Source organism: Mesorhizobium sp. M1E.F.Ca.ET.041.01.1.1, from assembly GCF_003997355.1.
In the GTDB taxonomy this organism is placed as follows: Bacteria; Pseudomonadota; Alphaproteobacteria; order Rhizobiales; family Rhizobiaceae; genus Mesorhizobium.
Window position 1 is genome coordinate 1 of the sequence record NZ_RZSL01000362.1, and the last position, 6,336, is coordinate 6,336.

General features: G+C 62.7%; 7 protein-coding genes. 6 read left to right on the forward strand and 1 reads right to left on the reverse strand.

Annotation, left to right across the window (positions count from 1 at the left end; genetic code table 11):
- Positions 1-419, forward strand: a 419-nt coding sequence (locus tag EOA38_RS24550; RefSeq protein WP_145966054.1) for an FAD-binding oxidoreductase, incomplete at its 5' end; no start/stop codon positions are given.
- A 17-nt stretch (positions 420-436) separates the two neighbouring features.
- Positions 437-1,438 (forward strand): 4-hydroxyproline epimerase, encoded by a 1,002-nt coding sequence (locus tag EOA38_RS24555; protein ID WP_127300446.1) that lies wholly within the window; start codon positions 437-439, stop codon positions 1,436-1,438.
- A gap of 20 nt (positions 1,439-1,458) precedes the next feature.
- Here EOA38_RS24555 and EOA38_RS24560 read toward each other — a convergent pair whose 3' ends face one another.
- Positions 1,459-2,349 (reverse strand): LysR substrate-binding domain-containing protein, encoded by an 891-nt coding sequence (locus tag EOA38_RS24560; protein WP_127300447.1) that lies wholly within the window; start codon positions 2,347-2,349, stop codon positions 1,459-1,461.
- A 176-nt stretch (positions 2,350-2,525) separates the two neighbouring features.
- Between EOA38_RS24560 and EOA38_RS24565 the strand changes: the two genes are divergently transcribed.
- The 4 genes from EOA38_RS24565 to livM all read left to right on the forward strand — a co-directional run.
- A complete protein-coding gene (locus EOA38_RS24565) occupies positions 2,526-2,912 on the forward strand; it encodes an ectoine synthase (RefSeq protein WP_127300448.1) in 387 nt (128 codons plus the stop codon).
- 165 nt (positions 2,913-3,077) lie between these two features.
- The gene (locus EOA38_RS24570; RefSeq protein ID WP_127300449.1) at positions 3,078-3,779 is read left to right on the forward strand and encodes a haloacid dehalogenase type II; all 702 of its coding nucleotides are present in this window, start codon (positions 3,078-3,080) and stop codon (positions 3,777-3,779) included.
- Between the two features lie 380 nt (positions 3,780-4,159).
- Complete coding sequence (locus EOA38_RS24575) at positions 4,160-5,062, forward strand: branched-chain amino acid ABC transporter permease LivH (protein ID WP_126091400.1); 903 nt, start codon at positions 4,160-4,162, stop codon at positions 5,060-5,062.
- 5 nt (positions 5,063-5,067) lie between these two features.
- Positions 5,068-6,336: high-affinity branched-chain amino acid ABC transporter permease LivM (gene livM / locus EOA38_RS24580; protein WP_127300450.1), on the forward strand; the 1,269-nt coding region annotated here is incomplete at its 3' end.

Genomic DNA, 6,336 nt, shown 5'->3' on the forward strand with positions numbered 1-6,336 from the left:
GCTACAACACGACGCTGCCGGTGTCGGCCTTCGACGTGAAGCGGCAATTGATCTTTTCCGGACACGGCTTCGTCATCACGCCGCTGGAAACGGGCCTGCGCGTCGGCGGCGCCGTCGAGCTCGGCGGCATCGAGCGGCCGCCGAATTACGCGCGCTCGAAGGCGATGCTGGAAAAAGCAAAGCGCTTTCTGCCGGGCCTCGATCCGTCGGGCGGCATCGAGTGGATGGGTTTTCGCCCGTCGCTGCCGGATTCGCTGCCGGTCATCGGGCGGGCACGGACACCGAATGTCTTCTATGCTTTCGGCCACGGCCATCTCGGCCTGACCCAGGCGGTGGCGACCGGCCGCTTGATCCGCGATCTCGTTCTCGGGCAAACTCCACCGCTCGATCTCAAGCCTTTCCGCCCGCAGCGGTTCTGACAGTACAAGAGAGCACCATGGCCAGGAAATCCTTCTTCTGCATCGACGGCCACACCTGCGGCAATCCGGTGCGGCTGGTCGCAGGTGGCGGACCGCTGCTTGAAGGCGCGACGATGATGGAGCGGCGCGCGCATTTCCTTGCCGAGTACGACTGGATCCGCACCGGCCTGATGTTCGAGCCGCGCGGCCATGACGTGATGTCGGGCTCGATCCTCTATCCGCCGACACGCGAGGACTGCGACATCGCCATCCTTTTCATCGAGACGTCGGGTTGCCTGCCGATGTGCGGCCACGGCACGATCGGCACTGTGACTTTTGCCATCGAGCATGGGCTGGTGAAGCCCAAGACGCCGGGTGTGCTCAGGCTCGACACGCCGGCTGGTCTCGTCGTCGCCGAATACAAACAGGTCGGCGAATATGTCGAGGAGGTGCGCATTACCAATGTGCCGTCCTTCCTCTACGCCGAAGGATTGACGGTGGAATGCCCGGTGCTTGGCGAGATCAGCGTCGACGTCGCCTATGGCGGCAATTTCTACGCCATCGTCGAACCGCAGAAGAACTACCGCGACATGGCCGAGCATTCGGCCGGCGATCTCATCGCCTGGAGCCCCGTGGTGCGCCAGCGCCTCAACGAGAAGTATTCCTTCGTGCACCCGGAAAACCCGGGCATCAACCGGCTGTCGCACATGCTGTGGACCGGCAAGCCGAAGCACGCCGAGGCCGATGCGCGCAACGCCGTCTTCTATGGCGACAAGGCGATCGACCGCTCGCCTTGCGGCACAGGCACCTCGGCGCGCATGGCGCAACTCCACGCCAAGGGCAAGCTGAAAGCGGGCGACAGCTTCGTGCATGAATCGATCATCGGCTCGCTGTTCAGAGGCCGGGTCGAAAAGGAGGTCAGCGTGGCCGGCAAGCCGGCGATCGTCCCCTCGATCGGCGGCTGGGCGCGCATGACCGGATTGAACACCATCTTCATCGACGACCGTGATCCGTTCGCGCACGGATTCGTCGTCACGTGATGTAGTCGCCGACGGCGCCGTCAGACGCCCGCATACCCTTCTGTCGAGACCTGATCGCGGAACCAGTCCGCGAACTTGATGTCGGCAGCGGAAGGTTGCGCCGACATCGTCAGAAAGTAGCCTTTGTCGGCGTCGGTCGAGATGTCGGAAAGAACGACGAGGTCGCCGCGCATCAACTCCTCGCGGAAAACCTCGATCGGACAAAGCGCGACGCCGTGGCCGGCGATGACGGCTGTTGCCAGGATGTTGAAGTCGGCAAAGACAGGCCCGTTGCCGAGGCTCGTGCCTGCCATGCCCGCCCGGGAAAACCAATCCCGCCAGCCCAACGGTGTCTCGTCATGCAGCAGGTCCGCCGCTGCGATCTCCGCCGGTGTGCCCAGCCGGCCCTTGCGCGCCAGGTAATGCGGGCTGCATGCGGGCCGGCTTATCCGGGAGAAAAGCTTGAGGCTCGTCACATGCGGGGAAGGGTCGGCGCCCAGCGTGATCAGAATGTCGTTGTCCTCGTCGTCAAGCCTGTCCTCCGCCTTTGCATAGGTGACGCGGATCGCGATCTCAGGATGACGGGCAGTGAAGTCCGTCAGGCGCGGCACCAGCCAACGGCTGGCGATGGAGGGAATGCAGCCTACGGACAGCGACTGCGCGCCGGCGCTCCTTCGTATGCGCCGGCAGGCGGCGTTGAGTTCGGCGAGCGCGGCGCCCGCGGACGCCTGAAGCGCCAGTCCCGCCTCGGTCAGACGAACCTTGCGAGCCCCCCTATCGAACAGCGGCACGCCCAACCACTCCTCCAGCCGCCTTATCTGATGGCTGATCGCCGGATGGGTCACATGGAGCTCTTCGCCGGCAGCCGAAAAGCTGAGATGGCGGGCGGCGGCCTCGAAAGCCCGAATGGCATTCAACGGAAGGGAATCCATCTGTAAGTATTCCTAACGGATTGCGCGAAAATCGGTCATTTGAAATCGGGCTCAAACCGAGACATTTTTGGGAATGTCAGTTTTGGCGGTCGCGTGAAGATACCAGAAAAAGCCGCTAAAACTATCGATCCGGAGGCGTTAACCGCTTCCCGCAATCTGTCACAGAAAGAGCGCTCATGTTCATCAGGCAATTGGCTGATGTAGAAAAAACTGACTTCTTCGTCGATTGGGGCAACGGCACCAGCCACCGGCTGCTGACCCAGCGGGACGGCATGGGGTTCACGATCTGCCACACCGTCGTGCGCGCAGGCAGTGAATCGCGCCTTCAATACCGGCGGCATCTGGAAGCCTGCTACTGCATCTCCGGCAGCGGTGAAGTCGAGGACATGGAGGGCACGATACATCGTATCGAGCCGGGCACGATCTATGTGCTCGATGCCCATGACGACCATTTTCTGCGTGCGGACGCCACAGGCGACATGGTGCTGGTCAGCGTCTTCAATCCGCCTCTCAACGGCACCGAGAAGCACAGCCTCAACGGAGCCGGAGGTTCTGCTTACTGAACTTCGCGGGTACTTTCTCGCGACAGCGGCTTCCGGCGGCCGATTCGCTCGACGCAAGGATCGGCGCCCAGTTGGCGCCGGCCTCCGAGGGCACGGTCACGCCGAGGTTCTGAGAGAGCAGGAAGGGCGGCCGCCCTTCTTTCGATCTTCGAGAAAGGACATTCGATGCTTTCCGGCCCCAAACCCGAGTGGCTCACCTTCGACTGCTATGGCACCCTGATCCAGTGGGACGAAGGCTTGCTCGCCGCCGTAGAGACGATCCTTGCCAATCATCCAGGCTCCAACATTGAGCCCCCGACACTGATCCGCGTCTACGACAAGCACGAACACGCGCTGGAGGCCGAGCGGCCGCATAAATCCTTCCGTGCCGTGGCCGGCGAAGCGCTGCGCCTGGCGATGGAGGAGCTGAAGCTCAGCTACGCGCCGGACGACGTCGAGGTGCTGACCGGCAGCATTTCCCGAATGCCGCCATTCCCCGAAGTCGTGCCCGCGCTCGGCGCGCTGAAGGCCCAGGGATTCAAGCTCTGCATCATTTCCAACACCGATGACGACATCATCGCCGGCAATGTCGCGCAGCTCGACGGCCATATCGACCGCGTCATTACCGCGCAGCAGGCTGGCGCCTACAAGCCGGCCCAGCAGATCTTCGATTTCGCCCACAATGCGCTCGGCCTCGATCGCGGCGATATCGTGCATATCTGCGCCAGCCCGCACCTCGATCTCGCGGCCGCCCGCGATCTCGGATTCCGATGTATCTGGATCGACAGGGGCACCGGCCGCAAACCGTTGCCCGACTACGCCCCGGACGCGGTTTTTCGGACCCTCGACCGCGTGCCGCCTTTTCTCGCATCGACCATCTGGGACTGAGGCAGTCGGCGGTGTCGCCTCGCTGTCGCATGACTGTCACACCTCGCGGAATCCTGACCCGGCGGAGGGGGCGGGACTGCAAAACCGACCACGTTGGTCGACGCAAGGAATCATCGCATCAACTTATTTTGACGGCGATTTCTTCGAAACGGTGCGCATGATACGGCTGAATCGTCAAAGACATTGCGTTGTGCCAATGATAGGGTCCGCGATAGTCCAGGGGCCGGGTGCGAAAAAACGGGCAATCGGGTGGCGTGCTTCCAAAACACGCCCGGCGATTGAAAAATCACGTTGCAATCCGGGCTCGAAACTTTACGACTAGGGGAAATACGAAAAGGAATGCGTCCTCGAAGGCGACATTCCAGGGGAGCCGCATAAATATGCAGTACTTCGTCCAGCAGCTTATCAATGGGCTGACGCTGGGATCTATCTATGGGCTGATCGCGATCGGCTATACGATGGTCTACGGCATCATCGGCATGATCAATTTCGCCCATGGCGACATCTTCATGGTCGGCGCCTTCACGGCCCTCATCGTCTTCCTCATCCTCGGCGCGCTGTTCTATTCCGTGCCTGTGGTGGTGGCGCTTCTGATCATGATGATCGTCGGCATGCTGCTCACCAGCCTCTACAATTGGACGATCGAGAAGGTGGCCTACCGGCCGTTGCGCGGATCGTTCCGGCTGGCGCCGCTGATCACCGCCATCGGCATGTCGATCGCGCTGTCCAACTTCGTGCAGGTCACGCAAGGGCCGCGCAACAAGCCGATCCCGCCGCTGGTCAGCCAAGTCTACACGATCGACGGCATCAGCGTCTCGCTGAAGCAGATCATCATCGTTCTGGTGACCGCGGTGCTGCTGGTCATCTTCTGGTATCTCGTCAACAGGACGGCGCTCGGACGTGCTCAGCGCGCCTGCGAGCAGGACCGCAAGATGGCGGCGCTGCTCGGCATCGACGTCGACCGCACCATCTCCATCACCTTCATTATGGGCGCGGCCCTTGCCGCAGTCGCCGGCACGCTGTTTCTGATGTATTACGGCGTGGTGGTGTTCTCCGACGGCTTCGTGCCGGGCGTGAAGGCTTTTACCGCGGCGGTGCTCGGCGGCATCGGCTCGCTGCCGGGCGCGGTGCTCGGCGGGCTGCTGATCGGCTTCATCGAGAGCATGTGGTCAGCCTATTTCTCGATCGACTACAAGGACGTCGCCGCCTTCTCGATCCTGGCGATCGTGCTCATCTTCCTGCCCTCCGGCATCCTGGGCCGGCCTGAAGTCGAAAAGGTCTGATCCTCATGGCCGTTACCGTGTCTCCGGAGCGCGACGTCGTCGTCCCTCCCATCCAACGCGCTTTCCGTGAAGCGCTCTATGCCGGCGCCATCGCGCTCGGCCTGTTCGTGCTGTTCATCGGCCTCAGGACCGACCAGAACATCTCCAACGAGCTGATCCTGGTGCAGCGCTGGGGCCTGCTGGCCCTGGTGGTCATTGCCACCGCCGTCGGCCGCTTCCTCTATGTCGGATACGCGCAGCCGGCGATGGAGCGGGCCAAGGCGGAAAAGGCCAAGGCGCCCGCAGCTATCGCGGCCGAACCGGGCTTTGTGCGGCGCAACTTCAACAAGATTGGCGTCGCGGTGCTGATCGCCTATCCAGTCGTGATGGTCTTGGCGTTCGGCTTTCAGGGTTCGCTGAAATGGGTCGACAATTTCGGCATCCAGATCCTGATCTATGTGATGCTGGCCTGGGGCCTCAACATCGTCGTCGGGCTGGCCGGCCTGCTCGACCTCGGTTACGTCGCCTTCTATGCGGTCGGCGCCTATGCCTATGCGCTGCTCGGCACGCATTTCGGCCTGTCGTTCTGGATCCTGCTGCCCGCCGCTGGCGCCATGGCCGCCTTCTGGGGCGTCATGCTCGGCTTCCCGGTGCTGCGGCTGCGCGGCGACTATCTGGCGATCGTGACGCTCGCCTTCGGCGAGATCATCCGGCTGGTGATCATCAACTGGCGCGAGGTCACCAACGGTTCGGCCGGGGTTTCCGGCATTCCGAAGGTGTCGTTCTTCGGCCTGGTGTCGTTCAACGTCTCGGACCCGAATTATATCGCCAAGGTGCTGCACATCGCCCAGTCGGGCGCCTACTACAAGATCTTCCTCTACTACCTGATCCTGAGCCTGTGCTTCTTCACCGCCTTCGTCACCATCAGGCTTCGCCGGTTGCCCGTCGGCCGCGCCTGGGAAGCCCTGCGCGAGGACGAAATCGCCTGCCGCTCGCTCGGCATCAACACCACCACCACCAAGCTGACGGCATTCGCCACCGGCGCCATGTTCGGCGGCTTCGCCGGCTCGTTCTTCGCCGCCCGGCAGGGCTTCGTCAGCCCTGAATCCTTCGTCTTCCTGGAATCGGCGATCATCCTCGCCATCGTTGTGCTGGGCGGCATGGGTTCGCTGGGCGGCATCGCGGTGGCGGCGCTGGTCATGATCGGCGGCACCGAGATCCTGCGCGAGCTCGGCTTCCTCAAGGCGGTGTTCGGCCCCGATTTCACGCCGGAACTCTACCGCATGCTGCTGTTC